The sequence below is a fragment of the Bradyrhizobium sp. YCK136 genome, assembly GCF_044570075.1.
Lineage (GTDB): Bacteria > Pseudomonadota > Alphaproteobacteria > Rhizobiales > Xanthobacteraceae > Bradyrhizobium > Bradyrhizobium diazoefficiens.
Genome location: NZ_CP172424.1, coordinates 2292864 through 2318072 on the forward strand (window position 1 = coordinate 2292864; position 25209 = coordinate 2318072).

The following is a 25209-nucleotide window of genomic DNA, read 5'->3' on the forward strand; positions in this document are numbered from 1 at the left end:
AGCCGTCATTCCGGGGCGTGCGCAGCACGAACCCGGAATCCATCTCTCCTCCGTCTCTGCCGCCTGATGGATTCCGGGTTCTCGCTTCGCGAGCCCCGGAATGACACCATTTGAATGGCTGCGCGCTCGGACAAAATGGTGAGGGGTCCGATGCGGTCAGCATCGAACCCCTCGTCACTTCTTAGTAAGACGCGTTTTCTTCACGCGAGCCGGAAAAACCACTTCGCTCGAAAACGCTTTAGAACATCAGCCGGCCTGTAAGCCGGGTTCTGTAGGGCACCGTCCGCTTGCGCGCACGATACGTGACGGCCATTCCTCTGGGGCCATGTTTGCACATGGTCTCGAGCAACCTACCCGGACGGCGGGCCTGACATCGCCCCGCGGCGTTATCGCTTGCGCGAACAGCCCGCTACGCCGTCCCTATTCGGTTTTGCTCCCGGTGGGGTTTACCATGCCGGCTCCGTTGCCGCAGCCGCGGTGCGCTCTTACCGCACCTTTTCACCCTTACCCTGCGAAGCCCGAAGGCGAAGCAGGGCGGTTCGTTCTCTGTGGCACTTTCCCTGGGGTTGCCCCCGCCGGACGTTATCCGGCACCGTATGTCAAGGGAGCCCGGACTTTCCTCCCCGGCGGCCTTTCGACCGTTGCCGGAGCGGCCGTCCGGCCGACTGACGGGGTCAGGCATGGGCATTTGGGACGGTTTCGTCAAGCCGAGATCGTCGCGGACGCGATCTGCAAATAATTTATCCTGAAGATGTCGTTCGATGTGCGCCCCGTTCGACTGGATGTCGGTGATCCCCCGAACAACAGGAGTTAAGCGATGCAGTATCTGCTGCTGATCTACCGGAGCGAAGCGGAATTGAGCAAGATGACCCCCGCAGACCGTCAGGCGATGTCGGCGGAGTACGGCACTTATACGCAGTCCATCGTCCAGAGCGGCCATTTCAAGGCCGGCGACGGGCTTCAGCCGACCACGACCGCGACCACCGTGCGCGTGCGCGATGGCAAGACCCTGACCACCGACGGTCCGTTCGCCGAGACCCGCGAGCAACTCGGCGGCTACTATCTGGTCGAGGCCAAGGATCTCGACACCGCCATTGGGCTGGCCGCGCGGATTCCCGGGGCCAAGGAGGGATCCATCGAGGTCAGGCCGGTCATGATCTACAAGTGATCTCTCCTGCCGACATCGCTCGGATCTTTCGCGACGAGGCGGGGCGGGTGCTTGCCACGCTGATCCGCCTCGTCGGCGATTTCGATCTCGCCGAGGACGCACTCCAGGATGCCTTCGCGGTCGCGCTCGAACGCTGGTCGGCGGGCGAGGTGCCCGATAATCCGCGCGCCTGGCTCGTCAATGTCGGCCGCAACAAGGCGATTGATCGCATCCGGCGGCAGGCCGTGTTCCGCGGCAAGCAGCAGGCGTTCGTGCATGAGTTCGAGCTCAACGCGCAGGCGCCCGACGAGCCTCCGGCGACGCTCGACGACGACATGCTGCGGCTGATCTTCACCTGCTGCCATCCCGCGTTCGCGCCGGAGGTCCAGGTCGCGCTGATGCTGCGCACCGTCTGCGGCCTCTCGACTGCGCAGGTCGCGCGCGCGTTCCTCGTCGGCGAGGATGCAATGGCGCAGCGCCTCGTCCGCGCCAAGCAGAAGATCAGGCTCGCCGGCATTCCCTATGAGGTGCCCGAACGCGACGCGCTGGCGCAGCGGCTCGACGGCGTGCTCGCCGTCATCTATCTCGTCTTCACCGAAGGCTATGTCGCAACCTCGGGCGCAGACCTGATGCGGCCGGATCTCGCGGTCGAAGCCATCAGGCTCGGCCGTTTGCTCGACCGGCTGATGCCTGACCGGGCCGGGATCAAGGGCCTGCTGGCCTTGATGCTGCTGCACGACGCGCGCCGCGCCGGGCGCGAGACCGCAGCCGGCGACGTCGTTCTGCTGGAAGAGCAGGATCGTTCGCTCTGGAATTGCGTGCAGATCGAGGAAGGTCTGCGTCTCGTGGACGACGCACTGCGCATACCCGGCCGGCCGCAACCCTATGCGGTGCAGGCCGCGATCGCCGCGCTGCATGCGCGCGCGCCGAGCTTTGAGGCGACCGACTGGCCGCAGATCGGCGGGCTCTATGAGGTGCTGCTGCGGATCAATCCTTCGCCGGTGATCGAGCTTAACCACGCCGCCGCAATCTCGATGGTCGACGGCCCGGCGCGCGCGCTCGATCTCGTCGACGCGATCACCGCACGCGGCGGGCTTGGCGGCTACGAGCTGCTGCCCGCGGTGCGCGCGGATCTGTTGCGACGGCTCGGCCGCAAGGACGAGGCGCGCGAGGCGTATGTCGCGGCGACGGCAGCGACGCAGCTGGAGCCGCTGCGGCGGCTCTATGCGCGAAGGATGAGGGAGATGGGCAACTAGCACCGTCATTCCGGGGCGATGCGAAGCATCGAACCCGGAATCTCGAGATTCTCAGGTGCGCAATTGCGCACCATAGTTCGCACTTCGTGCGCCCCGGAATGACGGCTACGCCGTCACTTCGACGCGACCGCCGTCCCGTCCGGCAGGCTCGCCAGGAGCGCCTGCAAGGTCGACAGTGTCGAATGGTCCGCAACACCATCCAGCCGTGCCGGGCGGAAATGGCGCTGGAAGGCGGTGACGACCTCCATGGTCGCGGCGTCGTATTTGCCGGTCAGCGGCACGCCATAACCGTATCGCGCGAGCGCCTGCTGCAGGCTCAGCACCTCGTCGCTGATGGTGCCGAGCATCAGGCTCTCGCCGCGCACGACGGGCGTGGGCGTGACCCAGTGCCCGACGCCGGAATTGGCCAGCGAATGCCACGGAAATTTCTCGCCGGGATCCTTCTTGCGCGCGGGCGCAACGTCGGAATGGCCGAGCACGCGGTGCGCCGGCACTTTTCGGCGCAGCATGATGCCGCGGCACAGCGCGATCACGGCGGCGATCTGGCGCAGCGGAAACTCCGGATAGCCCCAGTCGTGGCCGCGATTGACGATCTCGATGCCGATCGAGCAGGAGTTGACGTCGTCCTCGCCGGCCCAGGACGAGACGCCGGCGTGCCAGGCGCGCCTCGCCTCGGGCACGCATTGCACGATGCGGCCGTCCTCGAGCACGACGTAATGCGCCGACACTTCCGTCCCCGCCGTGCACAGCCGCGCCAGCGCGCCCTCGACGTCGGGCATGCCGGTGTAATGCAGCACGATCATGTCCGGCTGGCGTCCCTTGCTGCGCTCGCCATGGTTCGGCGAAGGAATGATGTCGGAGACGATCGACGAATCCGGCTCGAACGTCCGCATGTTCGCCGCGGCCTTGGGAACCGGGAGAACGCGTTGACGCTTCGAATCAGAACCAGATGGCGTGGACGAACCGGACGACATAAACAGCTCAAGTCGGAATAGGAGAGGGCCAAGCCCTTCTCTTTACTATTCCTTTACCCTCCGCCGTGCGCAATCGCGCGTCGCGGTTAACGGATGCATTTTGGGCGGGTGTGTGGATGAGGCATCACTGCCGCTTCACCTTTTCGACTTGTAACGGGCCGATCAACGCTTTCTTAACGCTAAGGGCCGTTACTGAGGGATGAAGAGCCGACCCGCGTCCGGAGGCGGCCAAAGCGTATTTTGGCTCGAAATCCCATGGCTGCCCGACAAATTCCACTGGGAACACTGGGTTGGCGGCCCGGGACGACCGGGCTCGGTAACCATGCTGGACAAGGGTTGGGTCGTGGAACCGCCGCGACGCGGAATCATTCGAGGCGTTATGGGCTGGCTCGCCCCGGATCTGGCTTGGTTGTTCGGCAGGCGTGGCGCATGAGCTCCGCTCCTCACATTCCCGTGCTCGGTCGCGAGGCCATCGATCATCTCGCACCGCGCGAGGGCGGGATCTATGTCGATGCCACCTTCGGCGCCGGCGGCTACAGCCGTGCCATCCTCGACGTGCCTGGAACCCGACTCATCGCCATCGACCGCGACCGAACCGCAATCGCAGGCGGCGCCGAGCTGGTCGAGCGCTCTGCCGGTAGGCTGACACTGGTCGAGGACCGTTTCTCCCATCTCGCCGACGTCTGCGCCGCACAAGGCGTCGATGCCGTGGACGGCGTCGTGATGGACGTCGGGGTGTCCTCGATGCAGCTCGACCAGGCCGGGCGCGGCTTCTCGTTCCGCCTCGACGGTCCGCTCGACATGCGGATGGGGCAGGCGGGCCCGACCGCGGCCGACGTCGTCGCGCGCGCCTCGGAAGCCGATCTCGCCGACATCATCTATCTCCTCGGCGAGGAGCGGCATTCGCGCCGCGTCGCCCGCGCCATCGTCGCGGACCGGCAGGAGACGCCGTTCACGACCACGCGCGCGCTCGCCGACCTCGTCGGCAGGGTGGTTCGCTCCAAGCCCGGCGACATTCACCCCGCGACGCGGACGTTCCAGGCCCTGCGCATCTTCGTCAACGAGGAGCTCGAGGAACTCCAGACCGCGCTCACTGCGGCCGAGCGCGTGCTCAAGCCTGGCGGACGCCTCGTGGTGGTCTCGTTCCATTCACTGGAAGACCGCATCGTCAAGAATTTCCTCGCCGAGCGGTCGAAGACCGGCGGCGGCTCGCGGCACCTGCCGGAAGTCGCGCAAACCGCGCCGAGCTTCCAGCTGCTGACGCGACGGCCTGTCGTCGCCGGTGAGGACGAAGTTGCGCATAACCCGCGCGCGCGTTCGGCAAAACTGCGCGCCGCGGAGCGCACCTCGGCGCCGGCGCACAAGGACGATCAGTCTTCGTCCTGGCCAAGACTCTCCGACGTGATGAGGGGAGGTTAGCGCATGCGCTTCATCCACCTCCTCGTCATCGGCGCGCTGATCTTCGCGGCAGCCTATGTCTACCGGATCAAGATGGACTCCACCGCGCGCACGGAGAAGGTGTTGCGGCTGCATGCGGAAATCCGCGAGCAGCGCGATGCGATCGCCTCGCTCCGCTCCGAATGGGCCAAGCTCGATGCGCCCTTGCGCCTGCAAGGCCTGTCCGAGCGGCACCTGCCGCTCAAGCCGGTCAACGGCACGCAATATGACTCGCTGAAGAACCTGCCCGAGCGCCCGCCGCGGATGTTCAGGCCCGGCGAGCCTGACCCGATCGGGGCCATGCTCAACACCATCGAAGCCGCGAGCGATCCCGATACCGTGACGGGCTCCGTGCCTCAGCCCGAGGACAAGCAATGAGCCCGGCGACGCCTGCAAAACCCACCGAGCCCTGGCAGCAGCGGCTAATCCGCAGCCTGCTCTACGGGCGCAACGTCGACCGCGCCGCGAAGGCGCGCGCGCGCGTCGGACTTGCGATGCTCGCCTTCGCCTCGGTCTACGCCCTGATCGGTGGCCGGCTCGTGATGTTCGCGATCGGTGCCGACGCCCACAGTGCGCGCCGAGCGGCGGCGCAGGAGGTGGTTGCGACCGCGCGGCCCGACATCGTCGACCGCAACGGCGCCATCCTTGCGACCGACGTCAAGGCGGCGAGCCTGTTCGGCGAGCCGCGCCGCATCATCGACAAGGACGAGGCGATCGAGCTTCTGACCGCCACCGTGCCCGACCTCGACGAGGCCGAGGTGCGCGAACGCCTGAAGACACGCAAGGGCTTCGTCTGGCTCAAGCGCGAGATCACGCCGAAGCAGCAGCAGGACATCCACAAGCTCGGCATTCCCGGCATCGGCTTCCTGCGCGAGAACAAGCGCGTCTATCCGACCGGCAACGAGGTCGCCCACCTCATCGGTCTCGTCAATATCGACAACCAGGGCATCGCCGGCATGGAGAAGTGGCTCGACAATCAAGGGCTCGCCGATCTCCACCGCGCCGGCTTTGCCACCGACCGGCTGCAAAAGCCGATCGAGCTCTCGGTCGATCTGCGCGTCGAGCACGCGCTGCGCGACGAGCTCTTGAAGGCCAAGGAGAAGTACCACACCAAGGCCGCCTCCGGCATCGTCTCGAACGTCAAGACCGGCGAGATCGTGGCGATGGTCTCGCTTCCGGACTTCGACCCGAACAATCCGAAGGAAGCGCACGACCCCGACCGCATCAACCGCCTCACCACCGGCGTCTACGAAATGGGATCGACGTTCAAGGCGTTCACGCTGGCGATGGCGCTCGATTCCGGAAAGATCAATCTGAACTCGTCGTGGGATGCGCGCGGAAACCTGCACTACGGCAAGTTCACCATCCACGACAGCCATCCGCTCGGACGGTTCATCAACACCAAGGAAGTGTTCACCTTCTCGTCCAACATCGGCGCCGCGCGGATCGCGCTCGGCCAGGGCGTGGAGGCGCACAAGGCGTTCCTCGCCAAGATGGGCCAGCTGACGCGGCTGCGCACCGAGCTGCCGGAGAGCGCAGCCCCGCTGATTCCGCGCCGCTGGAGCGAGTTGAACACGGTCACCGCCGCGTTCGGCCAGGGCCTCTCGGTCGCGCCGCTCCAGGCGGTGATGGGCATCAACGCGCTGGTGAACGGCGGCTATTTGATTCCGCCGACCTTCATGAAGCGCAGCGAAGCGGAAGCGGCAGCGCTGGCCAAGCGCGTGGTCAAGCAAGACACCAGCGACAAGATGCGGTTCCTGATGCGGCTCAACGCCGAAATCGGCACCGCCAAGACCGCCGACGTCAAGGGCTACTATGTCGGCGGCAAGACCGGCACGTCCGAGAAGGTCATCAACGGCCGCTATGCCAAGAAGCGCGTGCTCAACTCGTTCACCGCGATCATGCCCTGCGACGATCCGAAATATCAGATCCTGATCATGCTGGACGAGCCGCAGGCGATCCCTGAAACGAAGGGTTTCATCACCTCGGGCTGGAACGCGGTGCCGACCGGCGGCCGGGTGATCGAGCGGATCGCGCCGCTTCTGGGCGTCGAGCCGCGGTTCGACCTGCCGCCGTCCGAGCGCCTTATTCTTGCAGCATCCAGGACAACCCAGTAATCAACCGGGTAGGCCATCGCCGGTGCTGAGTCGGGAGTTTCCGGCGATTCGGCTTTCCGGCATGTCGACTGGACGACCATGAAGCTGCGCGATCTCATAGGCAATGACGCCGCAATCGAGCCCGCTGTCGCGGCGCTCGAGGTGACGGGGCTTGCGCTCGACAGCCGCGTGGTCAGGCCCGGCGATCTCTTCTTCGCGCTCGCGGGCAGCAAGACCGACGGCGCACGCTTCATCGATGCCGCGGTTGCCGCCGGCGCAGTGGCGGTCGTCGGCGACCACGCGCCTGAAGCCAGCAAGGTGCCGTTCGTCACCGTTGCCAATCCGCGCCGCGCGCTGGCGCTGGCCGCGGCAAAATTCTTCCCCGACCAGCCCGCGACCATTGCGGCCGTAACCGGCACCAGCGGCAAGACCTCGGTTGCCGCGTTCACGCGCCAGATCTGGGAGCGGCTGGGCCATGCCTCCGCCAGCATCGGCACCATCGGGCTCGTCTCGCCGAAGCGCACCGTCTACGGCTCCCTGACGACGCCGGATCCAATCGCACTGCACCGGCAGTTGGACGAGATCGCGCGCGACGGCGTCACGCATCTTGCGTTCGAGGCGTCCTCGCACGGGCTCGACCAGTATCGCCTCGACGGCGTGCGCGTCTCCGCGGGCGGCTTCACCAACCTTTCGCGTGACCACATGGATTATCATCCGACGGTCGCGCATTATCTCGCAGCAAAACTCCGGCTGTTTCGCGAACTGGTGCCGCCGGGTGGCGCCGCCGTGATTTCGGCCGATCATGATTGCTCAGCCGAAGCGATCGGTGCCGCGAAGGCGCGTGGCCTGCGCGTGATGGCGGTCGGCCGCAACGGCGACGGGGTGGGCGAGGGCATTCGCCTCACCGAGGTCGGGGTCGACGGCTCTTCGCAAAAGCTCACGGTCGAGCATCGCGGCAAGCGTTATGTGGTCCTGCTGCCGCTGGCCGGCGAATTCCAGATCGAGAATGCGCTGGTGTCGGCCGGCCTCGCGATCGGCACCGGCAGCGATGCCGCCAACGTATTCGCGAGCCTCGAACATCTCGAGGGCGCCAAGGGCCGGCTCGAGCGCGTCGGCGAGCGCAACGGCGCGCCGATCTTCGTCGACTATGCGCACAAGCCCGACGCGCTGGCGAAGGCGTTGCAGGCGCTGCGGCCTTACGCCAAGCGCAGGCTGGTCGTCGTGTTCGGCGCCGGCGGCGACCGCGATGCCGGCAAGCGTCCGATCATGGGCGAGATCGCCGCGGAGAATGCCGACGGCGTCATCATCACCGACGACAATCCGCGAAGCGAGAAGCCGGAAGCGATCCGCGCCGCGATCCTCGCCACCGCAAAAGGGGCGCGCGAGATTGGCGATCGCGCCGCGGCGATCCGCACCGCGATCGAGGAACTGGAACAGGGCGATGCGCTGCTCATCGCCGGCAAGGGCCACGAGACCGGGCAGATCGTCGGCAGCGAGGTGTTGCCCTTCAGTGATCACGAGGCGGTTGCCGCCGCCCTAGCGTCGAGGGTTGCATGAGCGCGCCAATATGGACGGTTGCGGAGGTCGCGCGCGCGCTGGGCGCTGCCGGATCATTCCCGGACACGCCGATCGACTTCGTGACGCAGGACAGCCGCCTGGTGAAGCCCGGCAGCCTGTTCGTCGCGCTCAGCGGCACGCCGAGCGGCGGCTTCATCTCGGCCTTCGCCAGCGCGCGCGACGGCTGGGAGTTCGCTGACAAGGCGGAAGCCGCGGGCGCGGCCGCGATGATCGTGCCGCACGAGATCGCGGGCATCCGCGTCCCCCAGATCGTCGTGAAGGACACGCTGATCGACGGCCTCTGGGGCCTCGCGCGCGCCGCACGCGCGCGCTTCAACGGGCCGGTGATCGGGCTCACCGGCAGCGCGGGCAAGACCAGCACCAAGGAATTTCTGGCGGCCTATCCGAACGCCTATGCCAGCCCGTCGAGCTTCAACAATTTCTGGGGCGTGCCGCTGACACTGTGCAATGCGCGGCCCGATGCCAGCCTCTGGGTCGTCGAGATGGGCATGAACCAGACCGGCGAGATCGCGCGGCTCAGCGAGTTGACGCGGCCGACGGTTGCGCTCGTCGTCAACGTCCAGCCCGTGCATCTGGAAAAGCTCGGCTCGCTGGAGGCGATCCGGCGCGAAAAGGTGTCGATCGCGCTCGGCCTGCCGGAGGATGGCGTGCTGGTGCTGCCCGCCGGGCTCAAGGCGTCCGAATGGAAGGGCAAGGTGGTGCGCTTCGGCGAGCATGCCGAGGTGCACGAGGTCACGCACGCGCCGCATGGCGAGAGCTGGCAGGTCGTGGCGATGATCGGCAAGAAGCAGATCGCCTTCAGCCTGACGCCGGGCGCGCCGCACCGCGTGCAGAATGCGCTCGCCGCGCTCGCTTCGATCCGCGCGGCGAACCTCGATCCCGCGACGCTCGCGATCAAGCTCGATCGGGTCGGCATCATGACCGGACGCGGCGTCGAGCAGGCGGTCGGCGGCGTCACCGTGATCGACGACAGCTTCAACGGCAACCCGGCCAGCGTGGCTGCTGCGCTGCAAAGCCTGCAGGCGCGCAACGTAACCGGCGGCCGCCGCATTGCCGTGCTCGGCGATATGCTGGAACTGGGCGATGACGCACCAAGCTACCACACCGGCCTCACCAAGCATTTGGACGGCATCGACGGTGTGTACTGTGTCGGCCCCCTCATGCGTCACCTCTTCGAGGTGCTTCCATCGGGCAAGGCGCTTGGCTGGCACGACGATCCCGCCACGCTGAAGCCGGGCGAGGTCGCAAGCCTGCTGAAGGCAGGCGATGTGGTGGTTGTCAAGGGCAGCAAGAAGATGTTCTGGGTCAACAAGTTTGTGCCGGGCCTAGTGGCCGCCTTGCAGGCAAAGGCGTAAACTGCTTGGAAGGCGCTGTTTCCGAATCCTCCCTTTTCGGCGCGAAGCCGTCCGTTTTCCCACAGGTCGCCCGACCCATGATGAAGACCAGCGAATGCGCGTGAGGCACGTCGATAAGGCCAAGGCCGATAACAAGGCCGCGTGCGAAAGGCGCCATAGGACCGTCTGAATGTTTTACTGGCTGATCGAGCTCTCCAACACATTTCCGGGCTTCGGTGCCTTTCGCACCTTCCTGAACGTCTTCCGCTACATCACCTTCCGCACCGGCGGCGCGGTGGTCACCGGCGCGCTGTTCGTGTTCCTGTTCGGGCCCTGGATCATCGATCATTTGCGCATCCGCCAGGGCAAGGGCCAGCCGATCCGGACCGATGGCCCGCAATCGCATCTCGCCAAGAAGGGCACGCCCACCATGGGCGGGCTGATGATCCTGTCCGGCCTCACGGTCGGCACGGTGCTGTGGGCCAACCCGCTCAATCCCTATGTCTGGATCGTGCTCGCGGTGACGCTTGGTTTCGGCTTCGTCGGCTTCTATGACGACTACCTCAAGGTGACCAAGCAGACCACGACCGGATTCGGCAGCAAGCTTCGCCTGCTGATCGAGGCGGCGATCGCGCTGGTGGCCTGCTACGCGCTGGTGCGCTTGAACCGCGATCCCGCGTCCACCGCGCTGACGATTCCGTTCTTGAAGGACACCGTGCTGCATTTCGGCTGGTTCTTCGTCGTGTTCGGCGCCTTCGTCATCGTCGGCGCCGGCAATGCGGTGAATCTCACCGACGGTCTCGACGGCCTCGCCATCGTGCCCGTGATGATCGCGACCGCGAGCTTTGCGATGATCGCCTATCTCGCCGGCAACGCGGTGTTCGCCGACTACCTCCAGATCAAATATGTCGCCGGCACCGGCGAGCTCGCGGTGCTCTGCGGCGCGCTGCTGGGCGCCGGCCTCGGCTTCCTCTGGTTCAACGCGCCGCCGGCTTCGATCTTCATGGGCGACACCGGCTCGCTCGCGCTCGGCGGCATGCTGGGCGCGATCGCGGTCGCGGTGAAGCACGAGATCGTGCTCGCGGTGATCGGCGGCCTGTTTGTGCTGGAGGCGGTCTCCGTCATCGTGCAGGTGGTGTCGTTCAAGCTCACCGGAAAACGCATCTTCCGCATGGCGCCGATCCACCACCATTTCGAGCAGCTCGGCTGGACCGAGCCGCAGATCGTGATCCGCTTCTGGATCATCTCGGTGATGCTGGCGCTGGCCGGCCTGTCGACGCTGAAGCTGCGGTGACTTCTATGGTGGTTGATTTTCGCTGTCATTCCGGACGACGCGAAGCGGCGATCCGGAATCTCGAGATTCCGGGTTCTCGCTTCGCGAGCCCCGGAATGACAGGAACCCAATCATGATCCCGGTTACGTCCTTCGCCGGCAAGACAGTCGCGGTGTTCGGCCTCGGCGGCTCGGGGCTCGCGTCCTGTCACGCGCTCAAGGCCGGCGGCGCCGAGGTGATCGCCGCCGACGACAATGCCGAGAACGTCGCCAAGGCCGCGCAGGCCGGCTTCATCACCGCTGATTTGCGCGACGTCTCCTGGGCCGGTTTCGCAGCGCTGGTGCTCGCACCCGGCGTGCCGCTGACCCATCCCGTGCCGCACTGGAGCGTGCTGAAGGCGCGCGAGGCCGGTGTCGAAGTCATCGGCGACATCGAGCTGTTCTGCCGCGAGCGGCGGCGGCACGCGCCGGATGCACCGTTCGTCGCCATCACCGGCACCAACGGCAAGTCGACCACGACGGCGCTGATCGCGCACCTGACCAAGGTCGCCGGCTACGATACCCAGATGGGCGGCAATATCGGCACCGCGATCCTGTCGCTGGAGCCGCCGCGCACGGGCCGCGTCCACGTCATCGAGATGTCGTCCTACCAGATCGACCTCACGCCCTCGCTCGATCCCTCCGTCGGCATCCTGCTCAATGTCAGCGAAGACCACATCGACCGCCACGGCACCATCGCGCACTACGCCGCGGTGAAGGAGCGCCTTGTTGCGGGCGTGCAGGCAGGCGGCACCTCGATCGTCGGCGTCGACGACGGTTATTGCCGCGACATCGCCGACCGGCTCGACCGCGCCGGCAAGAACGTGGTGCGCATTTCCGTCAAGAACCCGCTGGCGAGCGGAATCCATGTCGAGCACGGTACCATCGTGCGCACCGCGGGCGGCGCCCGCAGCGAAGTCGCCAAGCTCGGCGGCATCGGTTCGCTGCGCGGCCTGCACAACGCGCAGAACGCGGCCTGCGCCGCCGCCGCGGCGCTCGCGATGGGCATCAGCTTTGAGGTGCTCCAGGACGGCCTGCGCAGCTTTCCGGGCCTCGCGCATCGCATGGAGCAGGTCGGCCGCCGCAGCAACGTGCTGTTCGTCAACGACTCCAAGGGCACCAACGCGGATGCCACCGCGCATGCTCTGTCGTCCTTTGCCGATATCTTCTGGATCGCCGGCGGCAAGCCGAAGGCGGGCGGTATCACCAGCCTGACCGGCTACTTCCCGCGCATCCGCAAGGCCTATCTGATCGGCAAAGCCGCGCAGGAGTTTTCCGGCACGCTGGGGACACAGGTCGCGCACGAGATCAGCCAGACGCTTGACGTCGCCGTCGAACACGCCGCGCGCGATGCGGAAGCCTCGGGTCTCACCGACGCGGTCGTGCTGCTGTCGCCGGCCTGCGCGTCCTTCGACCAGTACCGCAACTTCGAGATCCGCGGCACCAAGTTCCGCGAACTGGTGCAGGCGCTGCCGGGCGTGAAGCCGGTGGTGTGAGGGCGCACTGGCTCCACATCTCCGCTGTCGTCGTCCGGCTTGACCGGGCGACCCAGTATCCCAGAGACGGTGCTTGAGCCGAGCGGCCGCGGCGTACTGGATGCCCCGCCTGCGCGGGGCATGACGAGCATGTGGGGTGAGCGCTCCCCCTATCTCGAAACATCCGCTTTTCCTTAACCCCCCGGTAACCAACCTCGGCGACCAATGGACCGACCTCTGTCCGAAAGCGGCCGCCCATGCTCTCCCGTGAAGAACGCACCCCCTTTTCCGAGTGGTGGTGGACCGTCGACAAGCCGCTGATGGGCGCCATCCTGGCGCTGATGCTGACCGGCGTGATCCTGTCGCTGGCGGCGAGCCCGCCGGTTGCGACCCGCATCGGGCTCGACCCCTTCCATTTCTTCAGCCGGCACGTGATGTTCCTGGCGCCGTCCTGCCTGGTGCTGCTCGGCGTCTCCTTCCTGTCGCCGCGCGCGATCCGGCGAAGCGCGCTGCTCATCTTCGCGGTCAGCATCATCCTGATCGCGGTGACGCTCGCGATCGGCCCCGAAGTGAAGGGCTCGCGGCGCTGGATCACGCTGCTCGGCGTCAACATCCAGGCCTCCGAAATCGCAAAGCCATCGTTCGTCGTCATTGCTGCCTGGCTGTTCGCGGAATCGACCAGGCGGCCGGAGATGCCGGCGACCTCGATGGCGCTGTTGCTGCTCCTGATGCTGGTCTCGCTGCTGGTGATGGAGCCCGACTTCGGCCAGACCATGCTGATCCTGATGGTGTGGGGCTCGCTGTTCTTCATCGCGGGCATGCGCATGATCTGGGTGTTCGGGCTCGCCGGCCTCGGCGCCGCCGGGCTGTTCAGCGCCTATTTGTTCGTCCCGCACGTCGCCGGCCGCATCAAGCGCTTCATGAATCCGGCCTCGGGCGACACCTTCCAGGTCGATACCGCGATGGAGGCCTTCTACAACGGCGGCTGGTTCGGGCTCGGACCGGGCGAGGGCATCGCCAAGCGCAGCCTGCCGGACAGTCATACCGACTTCGTGTTCGCGGTTGCCGCCGAAGAGTTCGGCATCATCCTGTGCCTTGCCATGCTGGCGCTGTTCGCCTTCGTCGTCATCCGCACGCTGTCGCGGGCCTACGCCAATGAGGACATGTTCTCGCGCTTTGCGGCCTCCGGCCTTGCGATCCTGTTCGGCGTTCAGGCGGCGATCAACATGTCGGTCAACCTCCAGCTCATCCCGGCGAAGGGCATGACGCTGCCTTTCATCTCCTATGGCGGCTCCTCGATCGTGTCGCTCGCCTATGGCGTCGGCATGATGCTGGCGCTGACGCGGCTGCGCCCGCGCACCGAGGTCGAGGCAAGCGGCCACGCCGAGGCGATGCGCAGCTACGCGTGACCGCTCTCGTGTCCCGGACGCGGTGCGGCACGAAGTGACGCTCCGCTGAGCCGGGACCCAGAATGCCGCACCAGTGGGCCCCGGTTCAGCAGCGCACCACGCCGCGAGGGGCGGCGCGCTGCGCTGCGCCCGGGGCACGAGCACCTTCGTTGCCCGGCTCGCAATGACGGCGGAGGCCTTGTAAAAGGGCGTTCATGGATACCTCCCCTTTGATTCTTCTCGCCGCGGGCGGCACCGGCGGCCATCTGTTTCCGGCCGAGGCGCTCGGCGTAGAGCTGATCCGGCGCGGCTTTCGCGTCCGCCTCGTCACGGATGAGCGGGCGCTGCGCTATAGCGGGCTGTTCAGCAAGGATATGATCGACGTCGTCTCGAGCGAGACCGCGCGCGGCCGCAATCCGTTCCAAGTCGCCTATGCCGGCCTCACGCTCGCCGCCGGCACGCTATCGGCCTACAGCCTGATCAAGCGATTGAAGCCCGTCGCCGTCGTCGGCTTCGGCGGCTATCCGACGCTGCCGCCGCTGGTCGCGGCAAAGTTCGCCGGCGTGCCCGGCATCATCCATGACGCCAATGCGGTGCTCGGCCGCGCCAACCGGTTTCTGTCGAGCCGCGTCCGCGCCATCGCGACGTCCTTGCCGGGCGTGCTCGACCGCGACCCCGCGCTATCGGGCAAGACCACGACCGTCGGCACGCCGATGCGGCCGGCGGTCCTTGCCGCTGCCGCCGTGCCCTATGCCGCGCCCGAGGCGAACGGTCCGCTGCGCCTGCTCGTCGTCGGTGGCAGCCAGGGCGCGCGCATCATGGCCGACATCGTGCCGGGCGCGATCGAGCGGCTCGAGCCAGCGCTGTGGGGCCGGCTCATCCTCACCCAGCAGGTGCGCGACGAGGACATGAATCGGGTGCGCGCCGTCTACGACAAGCTCAAGATCAACGCCGAGCTCGCGCCGTTCTTCACCGATCTGCCGGCGCGGCTCGCTTCCAACCATCTGGTGGTGTCGCGCTCCGGCGCCGGCACGGTCGCCGAGCTCGCCGCCATCGGCCGGCCCTCGATCCTGGTGCCGCTGCCGGGCTCGATCGACCAGGACCAGTTCGCCAATGCCGGCGTGCTGGCCAAGGTCGATGGCGCGATCCGCATCCCGCAGACCGAGTTCACCTCGGATCGGTTGGCTTCCGAAATCTCCGCCCTGGCCGCCGAGCCGGCGCGCCTTACCGCCATGGCCGCGGCCGCGAAGGGGGCGGGGCGGCTCGATGCCGCCGAGCGGCTGGCCAATCTGGTGGTCAAGGTCGCGGGCCTTTAGCACTCGTCATTCCGGACGGGCCGCAAGGCGGACCGATCCGGAATCTCGAGATTCCGGGTTCGCGCGCGTTGCGAGCGCCCCGGAATGACGAAAAAGGGCCGACTTTTGAATGTTACTCGTCATGGCCGGGCTTGTCCGACCAAGTCGGATTTATCCGACTTGGTTCTTTTAAAAATGACGGCACTCGGTATACCGAGTGCCTATGCATCCACGTCTTGCAAGAAAGACGCTGGGATTCGTGGATGCCCGGGACAAGCCCGGGCATGACGACCGAACGACGGGATAGAGCATGAGACTGCCGCGCGAGATCGGACCCATCCACTTCGTCGGGATCGGCGGGATCGGCATGAGCGGGATCGCCGAGGTGCTGGTCAATCTCGGCTATGCCGTGCAGGGCTCGGACGCCTCCGACAACTACAATCTCGACCGTCTGCGCAAGAAGGGCGCCAAGGTCTCGGTCGGCCACAAGGCCGAGAATGTCGACGGCGCCGAGGTCGTCGTGGTCTCCACCGCGATCAAGCGCGACAATCCGGAATTGATGGCGGCGCGCGAACGTCGCATTCCCGTGGTGCGCCGCGCCGAGATGCTGGCCGAGCTGATGCGGCTGAAGAGCTGCGTCGCGATTGCCGGCACGCACGGCAAGACCACCACGACGACGATGGTTGCAACGCTGCTCGATGCCGGCGGTCTCGATCCCACCGTCATCAACGGCGGCATCATCAACGCCTACGGCTCCAACGCGCGCCTCGGCGCCGGCGACTGGATGGTGGTGGAAGCGGACGAGAGTGACGGCACGTTCCTGAAGCTGCCGACCGATGTCGCGATCGTCACCAATGTCGACCCCGAGCATCTCGATCACTTCAAGACCTTCGAGGCGGTGCAGGACGCCTTCCGCCATTTCGTCGAGAACCTGCCGTTCTACGGCTTTGCGGTGATGTGCATCGACCATCCCGTGGTGCAGAGTCTCGTCGGCAAGATCGAGGATCGCCGCATCATCACCTATGGCGAGAATCCGCAGGCCGATGTGCGGCTGGTCGACCTCACCCCGATGGGTGGTGGATCGAAGTTCAAGGTCGCGTTCCGCGATCGCAAGACCGGTGCCGTGCACGAGATTCCCGATCTGATGCTGCCGATGCCGGGTCGGCACAACGCCTCCAACGCCACGGCCGCGATCGCGGTCGCGCGCGAGCTCGGCGTGTCGGACGAAGCGATCCGCAGCGCGATCGCCGGCTTCGGCGGCGTCAAGCGGCGCTTCACCAAGACCGGCGAATGGAACGGCGTCACCGTGATCGACGATTACGGCCACCACCCCGTCGAGATCGCGGCGGTGCTGAAGGCGGCGCGGGAATCCACCAACGGCAAGATCGTCGCCGTGGTGCAGCCGCATCGCTACACCCGCCTGCAGTCGCTGTTCGAAGAATTCTGCACCTGCTTCAACGACGCCGATGCGGTGATCGTCGCCGACGTCTATGCCGCCGGCGAAGCGCCGATCGAGGGCATCGATCGCGATCATTTCGTCGCGGGCCTGCGCGCCCACGGGCATCGCGAGGTGGTCCCGCTGCCGGCGGCGCCGGAGCTCGCGGGCATCGTCCAGGGGCTGGCGAAGTCCGGCGATCTCGTCGTGTGCCTTGGCGCCGGCAACATCACGCAATGGGCTTATGCACTGCCCGGCGAATTGAAGGCGCTGGGGTAGGGCGGCGATGCTGCACTCGTTGCTTGCCACACGGAATGGTGCGCTCCCTCCCCCCTTGTGGGGGAGGGTGGGGGAGAGGGGTAGCCACGAACTCCGATTTCGCTTGGGGCTACCCCCCTCCCTTACCCTCCCCCACAAGGGGGGAGGGTACGGAAGCAGTCTGCGTCCCTCACTTTTGGGGAGCGTTCGCGCATGAGCTTCCCCGACATCACACCCTCACTCAAAGCGACGATGCCTGATCTGCGCGGCCGGCTGCTGGCCAACCAGTCGCTGGCCGAGCTGACCTGGTTTCGCGTCGGCGGCCCCGCGCAGGTGCTGTTCACGCCGGCGGACGAGGACGATCTCGCTTATTTCCTCGCGCATCTCGCGTCCGACATTCCGGTCTACGTCGTCGGCGTCGGCTCCAACCTGATCGTGCGCGACGGCGGCATCGCGGGCGTGGTGATACGCCTCGCGCCGCGCGCCTTTGGCGAAGCGAGCGCGAGCGGTGACATCGTCACCGCAGGCGCTGCCGCGCTCGACAAGCGCGTGGCGGAGGTGGCGGCATCCGCCAACATCGGCGGCCTCGAATTCTATTTCGGCATTCCCGGCACGATCGGGGGCGCGCTGCGCATGAACGCGGGCGCCAATGGCGGTGAGACCAAGGACGTGCTGATCGAGGCGCGAGGCGTCGGGCGCGACGGCAAGAAGCACGTCTTCTCCAATGCCGACATGAAGTTCGTCTATCGCAACAGCGGCGTCGATCCCTCCATCATCTTCACGTCTGCGCGCTTTCGTGGAGAGGTCAAGGATGCGGACGCGATCCGCGCGCGCATGGCGGAGGTGCAGAGCCATCGCGAGACCGCGCAGCCGATCCGCGAAAAGACCGGCGGCTCGACGTTCAAGAATCCGCCCGGCCATTCCGCCTGGAAGCTGGTCGACGCTGCCGGCTGTCGCGGTTTGCGCGTCGGCGGCGCGCAGGTCTCCGAGATGCACTGCAATTTCCTGATCAACACGGGCGATGCCACCGCGCACGACATCGAGACGCTGGGCGAGACCGTGCGCGCGCGCGTGAAGGCGAATTCCGGAATTGAGCTACATTGGGAAATCAAGCGGATCGGGGTTTCATGATCACCGTCATTCCGTGGCTCGCGAAGCGAGAGCCCGGAATCCATCGGGCGGCAGAGACGGTGGAGAGATGGATTCTCAGATGCGCAATTGCGCATCGTAGTTCGCGACTTCGTCGCGCCCCGGAATGACGAACTAGAGAGATTGCGGACTATGAACATGCGCATCACCATCCTCTTCGGCGGCTCCAACCGGGAGCGTCTGGTTTCGGTTGCCTCGGCCCAGGCGCTGCATCAGGCGCTGCCCGAGGCCGATCTGTGGTGGTGGGACGTCGAGGACAGGGTGCATGTCGTCCAGTCGAAGCAGTTGCTCGAACATGCCCGTCCGTTCGAGGACGAGTTCAAGCCCGGCACATCAGGCATTCCGCTGGTGCAGGCGCTCGACCAGGCCAAGGCGGAAGATCGCGTGCTGGTGCTCGGCCTGCATGGCGGATGTGCCGAGAACGGCGAATTGCAGGTGATGTGCGAGGCGCGCGGCGTGCCGTTCACCGGTTCGGGCTCGGCCTCCTCGCATCTCGCCTTCGACAAGATCGCGGCCAAGCATTTCGCCGCGCTCGGCGGCGTGACGCCGCCCGCAAACATCGCGCTGGAGGATATCGACGCGGCCTTCGCCGAATACGGCCGGCTGATCGCAAAGCCGGCGCGGGACGGGTCGAGCTACGGCCTGATCTTCGTCAACGCCAGGCAGGACCTCGTCGCCGTCCGCAATGCCGCGAAGCACGAGGAGTATGTGATCGAGCCCTATATCGCCGGCGTCGAGGCGACCTGCGGCGTGCTGGAGCGCACCGACGGCTCGATCGTCTCGCTGCCGCCGATCGAGATCATTCCGGGCGAGGGCAATTTCGACTACGCCGCAAAGTACCTTCTGTCGACGACGCAGGAGATCTGCCCCGGCCGTTTCACGCCCGAGATCACCGCCGCGCTGAAGCAGCAAGCGATGCTGGCGCACCGGGCGATGTCCTGCACCGGCTATTCCCGCTCGGACTTCATCGTCTCGGCCAAGGGGCTCGTCTATCTCGAAACCAACACGCTCCCCGGGTTGACCAAGTCCTCGCTCTACCCCAAGGCGCTGAAGGCCGAGGGCATCGCGTTCGTCGACTTCCTGCGCGGCCTGGTCGAGCTCGCCGGGCGGGGTGTACGGAAATAATTAGGACTGGTTAACGGCCAAACGGGCGAAACGGCCCGTTTTGGGCCCCAAATCCGGTAAAATGCCGGACATCGCGGCATAAATGCCTCACAGGGCTGGGCAAAAAGCGTCCCGCGTTAACGAACTTTACCTTTTGTTTACCAGGACATCCGAAGGTTAACGCTGGCGGCGCATATGGCGCTTTGGCTGCCGGCGCGTGAGCTGTTGCGGGTGATGTCACCTCCAGCGAACGCTTTGATGGGAGAGGCTTCGTCTGCTGATCCGACCCGGCAAGTCCGAGACGTCATGTTCGCCAGGACCCGCGCGATGTCGCGGGCAAACTGTTGACGAGCTCGTGCAATGGATGGTGCAGGAAGCCTCACCCGGTCGTTTTTCAGATCGCTGAGGCCCCAAGCTGATCTGAAGGCGGCCGCTATCGGAGCGGTCGTGCTTCTGCGCGAGTGGGTGCAGGACAAGCGCCAGGAAAGACTTCACGCCGCACGCGCTGCCGCCAAGGACAAGATCAAAGCGAAGGCCGTGGTCGAGCGCGAGCCGCCGCCGCGCGTGGTCGCGCTGGTCGAGCGCTATCTGCCGCGCCGGGTCGGGATCAGCATGACCGTGCTGCTGCTGATCGGCAGCTGCGGCTTCGGCATCGTCAAGGGCGGCCATCTCCAGGATTTCGTCACGGCGGTCAGCGACGCCCGCAACGCGATGGCCAATTCCGCCGGCTTCCGCATTACCTCGGTCGTGATCAACGGCCGCAAGCAGCTCACCCAGGACGAGATCCTCGCAATCGGCGGCGTCAGCGGCCGTTCCTCGCTGCTGTTCCTCGACGCCGACGCCGTGCGCGACAAGCTCAAGGCCAATCCCTGGATCGCGGATGCGACCGTGCTCAAGCTCTATCCGGGCCAGCTCATGATCGAGCTCACCGAGCGCAAGGCGTTCGCGCTATGGCAGGAGGCCGGCCGCCTCTCCGTCATCGCCGATGACGGCGCCGTGCTCGAGCCCTATGTCTCGCGCCGGTTCCTGTCGCTGCCGCTCGTGGTCGGCAAGGGCGCCGACACGCAGGCCCGCGATTTCCTCGCGCTGCTGGCGCGCTATCCGCAGGTCAACTCGATCACCAAGGCCGCGATCTTCGTCGGCGAGCGGCGCTGGAACCTGAGGCTCAAGGACGGCCTCGACATCCGCCTGCCCGAGCAGGACGTCGGCAACGCGCTTGCGATGCTGTCCAGGCTCGACAAGGAAGACAAGCTGTTCTCCCGCGACATCGTCGCCGTCGACATGCGCCTGCCCGATCGCCTGGTGGTGCAGCTGTCCGAGGACGCCGCCAAGGCGCGCGAAGAGCAGTTCAAGGACAAGAAGAAAAAGAAGGCCGGGGACGCTGCATGACCGGTCTCGATCGCACCCAGACGCCGAAGACGCGCCAGATGCCGCACAAGCGCGGCGGGCTCGTCGCCTGCCTCGACATCGGCACCAGCAAGATCGCCTGCATGATCGCGCGGCTGAAGCCGTCGGCGCCGAGCGAGGCGTTGCGCGGCCGCACCCACGCGGTGGAGCTGATCGGTTACAGCCAGATCCAGTCGCGCGGCATGAAGGCCGGCGCGGTGGTCGATCTCGGCGAATGCGAGCAGGCGGTGCGCCAGGCCGTCGGGCTTGCGGAGAAGATGGCCAAGGTGCGGGTCGAGTCCGTGCTGCTCTCGGTCTCCGGCGGCCGGCTCTCCGGCCAGCTGGTCGAAGCCGCCGCCGACATCCGCGGCGGCGCCGTGACGCCGGCCGACGTCAGCCGCGTCACCTCCACCGGCATGCGCCACGCCACCGGCGAGGGCCGCACCGTGCTGCACGCGCTGCCGGTCGGCTACACGCTCGACGGCGTCAAGGGCATCCGCGATCCCCGCGGCATGGTCGCGCATCAGTTCGGTGTCGACATGAACGTCGTCACCTGTGACGCCACCGTGGCGCGGAACCTGATGCTCGCGGTGGAGCGCTGCCACATCAATGTCGAAGCCATGGCGGCGAGCCCCTATGTCGCCGGCCTGTCGGTGCTGACCGACGACGAGGCCGATCTCGGCGCGGCCGTCGTCGAGATGGGCGCGGGCACCACCACGATGGCGGTCTATGCCGGCGGCCGCTTCGTGCACGCGGCCGGTTTTGCGGTCGGCGGGCAACACATCACGATGGATCTAGCGCGCGGACTGTCCGCGACCATTGCCGATGCCGAGCGAATCAAGACGTTATACGGGACCGTCATCACCGGCGGATCGGACTCGCGTGAGCTGATGTCTGTGCCGACAGCCGGTGACGAGCAGGATCTGCCACAGATCGTCTCCCGCGCCACCATCGCCAACATCGTCAAGCACCGTGCCGAGGAAATCTTCGAAATGGTCCGGGACCGGTTGAAGGATTCGCCCTTCGCATCAGAGCCCAACGGCCGCGTCGTGCTCTCGGGCGGCGCCTCGCAACTGACCGGTCTCGTCGAACTCGGAACACAGATTCTCGGCCGGCCCGTGCGGGTCGGACGTCCGCTCGGCTTCGGCCGGCTGCCCAACGAGGCGAAGAACGCCGCGTTCGCGGTGCCCGCCGGACTCCTCGTCTACCCGCAATATGTTCACCAGGAGCATGTCGAACCGCGGCATACGCGGCAGCAGGTCAGGACAGGGACCGGCGGTTATTTCGGAAAGGTTGGACGATGGCTACGCGAGGGCTTCTGATGACTCCTTTCCGCAATTTCTCATTTTCACCAACTCCCGCGGCCGCCGGCCGGGGCGAACCCACGCGCGCGTGATCGAGAGGCAAACATGACCATCAGCATCAATGTTCCTGACATTCACGAACTGAAGCCCCGGATCACCGTGTTCGGCGTCGGCGGCGCCGGCGGCAACGCCGTCAACAACATGATCACGGCGGGCCTGCAGGGCGTCGACTTCGTCGTCGCCAACACCGACGCGCAGGCGCTGACGATGTCGAAGGCGCAGCGCATCGTGCAGATGGGCACGGCGGTCACGCAAGGTCTCGGCGCCGGCTCGCAGCCGAACGTCGGCGCCGCGGCGGCGGAAGAGGTGATCGACGAGCTGCGCGACCATCTCTCGGGCGCCAACATGGTGTTCGTCACCGCCGGCATGGGCGGCGGCACCGGCACCGGCGCTGCTCCCGTCATCGCCAAGACTGCGCGCGACATGGGCATCCTCACCGTCGGCGTCGTCACCAAGCCGTTCCACTTCGAAGGCGGCCGCCGCATGCGCACCGCCGAAGCCGGCATCAACGAGCTGCACAAGGTTGTCGACACGCTCCTGATCATCCCGAACCAGAACCTGTTCCGGGTTGCCAACGAGAAGACCACCTTCGCCGACGCCTTCGCGATGGCCGACCAGGTGCTCTATTCGGGCGTCGCCTGCATCACCGACCTGATGGTCAAGGAAGGCCTGATCAACCTCGACTTCGCCGACGTGAGAGCGGTGATGAGGGAGATGGGCAAGGCGATGATGGGCACCGGCGAGGCCTCCGGCGACAAGCGCGCGCTGACCGCCGCGGAAGCCGCGATCGCCAACCCGCTGATCGACGATAGCTCGATGAAGGGCGCCAAGGGCCTCCTCATCTCCATCACCGGCGGCAAGGACCTCACGCTGTTCGAGGTCGACGAGGCCGCAACCCGCATCCGCGAGGAAGTCGACCAGGACGCCAACATCATCGTCGGCGCCACCTTCGACGAAGCGCTCGATGGCCTGATCCGCGTCTCGGTCGTCGCCACCGGCATCGAGCAGGCCGCGATCGCCCGCAACAGCCAGGCTACCTCCGCTCCGGTCGCGAACGCAGCGCCGCAGGTGCAGCAGGCTCCCGCAGCTCCGGCCGCCGCCGCCGAGAGCCGTCTCGCCGACCTGACCGCGCGTCTGCGTGCCGACAACCAGCGCCTGGCCGAACGTGCCCAGAAGCTGGATGCGCAGGCCCCAGTGTCTGGATTCGCGCCGGCCGCTGCCGCGCCGGTGGCGCCGCGTCCGAACGTCGAGCGTGCTGCGCTCGCCGCAATCGCGGCTGCCGTTGCCGACGTTCCGCAGGCGCCCGCGCCGATGCAGACCTATGGCGACGTCACCGTGCGCCCGATCGCGCAGAAGCCGACCTTGTTCCCGGAGCCTGAGCAGGCCCCGGTCGCGATGCAGGAGCCGATGACGCCGGAAACCTTCATCCCGCCGCAGGCCGAGCGCGCGCCGATGCGTGCGCCGCGGATGCCGCGCCTCGAGGAGCTGCCGATGCCGGCCCAGGCCGAGATTCGTCAGGCCCGCGGCGAAGTCGAAGAAGAGACCCCGCAGAAGACCCGCCTGTCGCTGCTCCAGCGCCTCGCCAATGTCGGCCTTGGCCGCCGCGACGAGGAGAGTGAGCCGCCGGTCGCCGCCCGCACCGCTGGTCCGGCGATACCGCCGCTGCCGGAGCGTCGTCCGCAGAAGAGCGTGGCACAGCAGATCGCGGCCACCGAACCGGTATCGGAGTATGCGCGGCGTCCCGCGCCGCAGGGCCTCGACGTGCATGGCCGTTCCGCGCCTGTTGCGCCGGCGCCACAGGGTGACGACCATCTTGATATCCCGGCCTTCCTGCGGCGTCAGGCGACCTGAGGATTGCTACAATAAGGCAGACGCAAAGAGGCCCCGGCAGCAAGCTTGCCGGGGCCTTTCCATTTTCACCGGGCATGCCCGGATTGCATGGCCAAGCAACTGATTTTAAATCATTAATTATGCATTGGGTGGTTCAGTAAAACCGCCGGCAGCAGCCCAAAACCTCGGTGCAATTTGGTTAAGCCTTTCGCGAATACGGCAGGTTTGGGGTAACAATCGGTAAAAAAGCGTGAGTTGGCGCTGTTTGAGGCAGTGACTATGGTTTGCCGTGACTTGGGGATACGGATTCGGACGGCGGCCTTGGCCAGTCTGTCAGGTTTGTATAAGTCGCAGTGGTCGTAGTGGGGCGGTTCCTGATGAAATTTAGCCGGCAAACAACGCTTCGTGCGCAAGCCACCGTGGTTGGCGTCGGCGTTCATTCCGGTCTTCCCGTCACCCTCACGCTTGGACCTGCGCCCGTCGACGCAGGTTTTGTTTTTGTCCGTACCGGCCTTGAGGGGAGTGACCGCGAAGTTCAGGCAACCGCCGAGCAGGTGATCGCGACCGATCTCGCCACCGTCCTCGGCGACCGCGACGGTCCGCTGGTCTCGACCGCCGAGCACGTGCTTGCTGCGCTGCGGGGTATGGGCGTTGACAACGCGGCTATCGAGATCGACGGGCCGGAAGTGCCGATCATGGACGGCAGCGCCGCGGCCTTCATTGCGGCGATCGAGCAGGCCGGCATCGTCACCCAGCCGGCGCAGCGCCGCTTCATTCAGGTTTTGAAGCCGATCTCGGTCAAGATCGGCGACTCCTTCGGCGAGATCCGGCCCCACGCCAACGGGTTCCGCGCCGAGGTCGAGATCGATTTCGCCAACCCCGTCATCGGTCGGCAGAGCTACGCCTTCGACCTCAACCCGGAACGTTTCCGCCGCGAAGTCGGCCGCGCCCGGACGTTCGGCCTGATGTGCGACGTCGCCCGGCTCTGGAGCGCGGGCTACGCGCTTGGCGCCTCCTTCGACAACACCGTCGTGTTCGACGATGAGCGGCTGCTCAACACCGAGGGCCTGCGCTACGCCGACGAATGCGTCCGCCACAAGGTGCTGGACGTGATCGGCGACCTCGCGCTGGCCGGCCTGCCGCTGCTTGGCGCCTACCGCTCGGTGCGCGGCGGCCACAAGCTCAACCACGCCGTTCTGACCGCGCTGCTTGCCGACCGTACCGCCTGGCGGGTGGTCGAGGGCGAGGCGGTCCGCCGCACCACGCGTCCCGTGGCCGAAACCGGTCGCGGTATCGTCGGCGGCCGGATTGCCGCGGCCTACGGGCCGGACGTGTCCTGAAGACACCTGTGGCCGCGGGCGTCTGGCGGCGGCTGTCCCCGGGAAACTCCTG

Annotated in this window: 19 protein-coding genes and 1 other RNA gene; 18 read left to right on the plus strand and 2 right to left on the minus strand. The window is 66.5% G+C overall.

Features of this window, described 5'->3' with window-relative positions; genetic code table 11:
* Positions 1–242: 242 nt before the first annotated feature.
* Positions 243–669: RNase P RNA component class A (gene rnpB, locus ACFLEY_RS10785), an RNA gene on the minus strand.
* 148 nt (positions 670–817) lie between these two features.
* Between rnpB and ACFLEY_RS10790 the strand changes: the two genes are divergently transcribed.
* Together ACFLEY_RS10790 and ACFLEY_RS10795 are read left to right on the plus strand one after the other, a co-directional pair.
* On the plus strand, positions 818–1168 hold the full coding sequence (locus tag ACFLEY_RS10790; RefSeq protein ID WP_011089353.1) for a YciI family protein: 351 nt from the start codon (positions 818–820) through the stop codon (positions 1166–1168).
* Positions 1165–2403 (plus strand): RNA polymerase sigma factor, encoded by a 1239-nt coding sequence (locus ACFLEY_RS10795; RefSeq protein WP_082755391.1) that lies wholly within the window; start codon positions 1165–1167, stop codon positions 2401–2403. Before ACFLEY_RS10790 ends, ACFLEY_RS10795 begins: the two co-directional genes overlap by 4 nt.
* 113 nt (positions 2404–2516) lie before the next feature.
* On the opposite strand, the gene ACFLEY_RS10800 is transcribed toward ACFLEY_RS10795, so the two are convergent.
* Positions 2517–3296: an N-acetylmuramoyl-L-alanine amidase gene (locus ACFLEY_RS10800; RefSeq protein ID WP_039185808.1), complete on the minus strand. Its 780-nt coding sequence runs from the start codon at positions 3294–3296 to the stop codon at positions 2517–2519.
* Positions 3297–3806: 510 nt separating this feature from the next.
* On the opposite strand from ACFLEY_RS10800, the gene rsmH reads away from it, so the two are divergent.
* From rsmH to lpxC, 16 genes are all read left to right on the plus strand, one after another.
* Positions 3807–4796 (plus strand): 16S rRNA (cytosine(1402)-N(4))-methyltransferase RsmH, encoded by a 990-nt coding sequence (gene rsmH / locus ACFLEY_RS10805; RefSeq protein WP_038966431.1) that lies wholly within the window; start codon positions 3807–3809, stop codon positions 4794–4796.
* A gap of 3 nt (positions 4797–4799) precedes the next feature.
* Entirely contained in the window at positions 4800–5192 is a 393-nt protein-coding gene (locus tag ACFLEY_RS10810) for a hypothetical protein (protein ID WP_011089349.1), read from the plus strand.
* A complete protein-coding gene (locus tag ACFLEY_RS10815; RefSeq protein WP_060908609.1) occupies positions 5189–6931 on the plus strand; it encodes a penicillin-binding protein 2 in 1743 nt (580 codons plus the stop codon). The genes ACFLEY_RS10810 and ACFLEY_RS10815 overlap by 4 nt, the downstream gene beginning before the upstream one ends.
* A 78-nt stretch (positions 6932–7009) precedes the next feature.
* Positions 7010–8467 (plus strand): UDP-N-acetylmuramoyl-L-alanyl-D-glutamate--2,6-diaminopimelate ligase, encoded by a 1458-nt coding sequence (locus ACFLEY_RS10820; RefSeq protein WP_396604632.1) that lies wholly within the window; start codon positions 7010–7012, stop codon positions 8465–8467.
* On the plus strand, positions 8464–9843 hold the full coding sequence (gene murF / locus ACFLEY_RS10825) for a UDP-N-acetylmuramoyl-tripeptide--D-alanyl-D-alanine ligase (RefSeq protein ID WP_060908607.1): 1380 nt from the start codon (positions 8464–8466) through the stop codon (positions 9841–9843). The genes ACFLEY_RS10820 and murF overlap by 4 nt, the downstream gene beginning before the upstream one ends.
* Before the next feature lie 169 nt (positions 9844–10012).
* On the plus strand, positions 10013–11116 hold the full coding sequence (mraY, locus tag ACFLEY_RS10830; protein ID WP_011089345.1) for a phospho-N-acetylmuramoyl-pentapeptide-transferase: 1104 nt from the start codon (positions 10013–10015) through the stop codon (positions 11114–11116).
* Positions 11117–11228: 112 nt separating this feature from the next.
* Entirely contained in the window at positions 11229–12629 is a 1401-nt protein-coding gene (gene murD / locus ACFLEY_RS10835; RefSeq protein WP_060908606.1) for a UDP-N-acetylmuramoyl-L-alanine--D-glutamate ligase, read from the plus strand.
* Between the two features lie 236 nt (positions 12630–12865).
* Positions 12866–14017, plus strand: a complete 1152-nt coding sequence (gene ftsW, locus ACFLEY_RS10840; protein ID WP_060908605.1) for a putative lipid II flippase FtsW — start codon at positions 12866–12868, stop codon at positions 14015–14017.
* A gap of 194 nt (positions 14018–14211) precedes the next feature.
* The gene (gene murG / locus ACFLEY_RS10845; RefSeq protein ID WP_211433521.1) at positions 14212–15312 is read left to right on the plus strand and encodes an undecaprenyldiphospho-muramoylpentapeptide beta-N-acetylglucosaminyltransferase; all 1101 of its coding nucleotides are present in this window, start codon (positions 14212–14214) and stop codon (positions 15310–15312) included.
* Positions 15313–15601: 289 nt separating this feature from the next.
* Entirely contained in the window at positions 15602–17005 is a 1404-nt protein-coding gene (gene murC / locus ACFLEY_RS10850) for a UDP-N-acetylmuramate--L-alanine ligase (RefSeq protein ID WP_060908604.1), read from the plus strand.
* A 192-nt stretch (positions 17006–17197) separates the two neighbouring features.
* Complete coding sequence (murB, locus tag ACFLEY_RS10855; RefSeq protein ID WP_211433520.1) at positions 17198–18115, plus strand: UDP-N-acetylmuramate dehydrogenase; 918 nt, start codon at positions 17198–17200, stop codon at positions 18113–18115.
* 156 nt (positions 18116–18271) lie between these two features.
* Entirely contained in the window at positions 18272–19258 is a 987-nt protein-coding gene (locus ACFLEY_RS10860) for a D-alanine--D-alanine ligase (protein WP_060912671.1), read from the plus strand.
* Positions 19259–19597: 339 nt separating this feature from the next.
* Positions 19598–20626, plus strand: coding sequence for a cell division protein FtsQ/DivIB (locus ACFLEY_RS10865; protein WP_028176241.1), 1029 nt, complete (start codon positions 19598–19600; stop codon positions 20624–20626).
* A complete protein-coding gene (gene ftsA / locus ACFLEY_RS10870) occupies positions 20623–21945 on the plus strand; it encodes a cell division protein FtsA (protein WP_011089337.1) in 1323 nt (440 codons plus the stop codon). Before ACFLEY_RS10865 ends, ftsA begins: the two co-directional genes overlap by 4 nt.
* An 87-nt stretch (positions 21946–22032) precedes the next feature.
* Positions 22033–23838 carry a cell division protein FtsZ gene (gene ftsZ, locus ACFLEY_RS10875; protein ID WP_011089336.1) on the plus strand — a complete coding sequence of 602 codons (1806 nt, stop codon included), beginning with the start codon at positions 22033–22035 and terminating at the stop codon, positions 23836–23838.
* A gap of 356 nt (positions 23839–24194) precedes the next feature.
* Positions 24195–25157 carry a UDP-3-O-acyl-N-acetylglucosamine deacetylase gene (lpxC, locus tag ACFLEY_RS10880; protein WP_011089335.1) on the plus strand — a complete coding sequence of 321 codons (963 nt, stop codon included), beginning with the start codon at positions 24195–24197 and terminating at the stop codon, positions 25155–25157.
* Positions 25158–25209 lie beyond the last annotated feature (52 nt).